Below are 1,295 nucleotides of genomic sequence, written 5' to 3' on the forward strand. Positions count from 1 at the left end.
AAGGGGGATGGTTCGCCACAGCGAGCCATCCCCATGATAAGCAGCCCTTTAAGCAGTAAATCCCATAAATAAATAAAACAGCACATCACTTTTGTAATGTGCCGCATTCCTTTGGGACTAAAAGGACTTAGTCAGGAATGTAATACAGAAAATTAATCGACAAGGAGGTCATCATGATCACTTCAACAATCATCACAATCATTGGCTTAATTGGAAGCCTCATAACGATTTACAGAGAGATATATCCTAAGGATAAGCACTAATTAGCCAGTATACACTCCGCTAGCGGAGTGGCTGGTTCAGGGCTTTGCCCCGAAACCCCTAAAAACCGTCATGCATGGTGATGGCTCACTATGCGAGCCATCACCAAATAAAAGGTTAAATGGGCATTTTGATCGTCAAGGTCAAGCCGCTAACGCGGTCGCCTATGGCGAACCCTGACCCTCAAAATGCCCGACCGGAGGGAGGGAGCTACCTTGAACTTTGGTGTTGTCTGTTGGTTTTCATAGAAGAGAATAGGGGGAAATAATAAATTACTGATTTTTATAGGATTGTTTTTTTCTGATAGGACACAGCTGGTGTCCGCATGTGAGGACACAGCTGGTGTCCGCATGTGGCTGGACATAGGACACCGCAAGTCCTATGATGGGACAAAAATGTCCTATCAAAAAGACACCGAGGGATAAAGATGATCGTAGCTTCAGAACATCAAACAAAGCTAAGACAGAAAGAAATACAGGAAATCGACAGGAAGGCATCTAAAGAGCACGAGGAGGCGAAGAAGAATAGCAACTTCACCCAGACATACCCAAAGGGCTGGCAACGCATTAGAGAGCTTGTGAGGGACAAACAAGGTGCTGCCGCTATAGGTCTTTACTCATTTTTCGCTGAACACATAGATCCTACCTGCGGTGCCGTGGTCTGCGACCAGCAATTTCTAGCTAATCAAATGGGCGTTTCTACTCGGACAATTCGTCGTTGGTTAGATTATTTGGAAGAGAAGGGTGCCTTGGTAAGAATACCAGTTGCTGGCAAGGTCTGTGCTTATGCTTTAGATCCTCATGAAGTCTGGAAAGGATATAACACATCAAAAGACTACTCAGCCTTTGTTACCAAGACGTTAGTGAACAAAGATGGAGAAATAAAACGCCGGATAATGGCTATGTTTTCAGGAGAGGAGAGCGGTCAAGAGCAGTAGCGAAGCGACTCTTGACGGCTCGGAACGACCCCCACCCTCGAAAAGGGGGATGGTTCGCCACAGCGAGCCATCCCCATGATAAGCAGCCCTTTAAGCA

Annotated in this window: 1 protein-coding gene; it reads left to right on the forward strand. The window is 46.0% G+C overall.

The window, feature by feature from the left end; all coding sequences use genetic code 11:
• Positions 1-688 precede the first annotated feature (688 nt).
• On the forward strand, positions 689-1,198 hold the full coding sequence (locus INT39_RS22305; RefSeq protein WP_052923824.1) for a helix-turn-helix domain-containing protein: 510 nt from the start codon (positions 689-691) through the stop codon (positions 1,196-1,198).
• The last annotated feature ends 97 nt before the right edge of the window (positions 1,199-1,295 follow it).

The sequence above is a fragment of the Pseudomonas sp. FME51 genome, assembly GCF_014897305.1.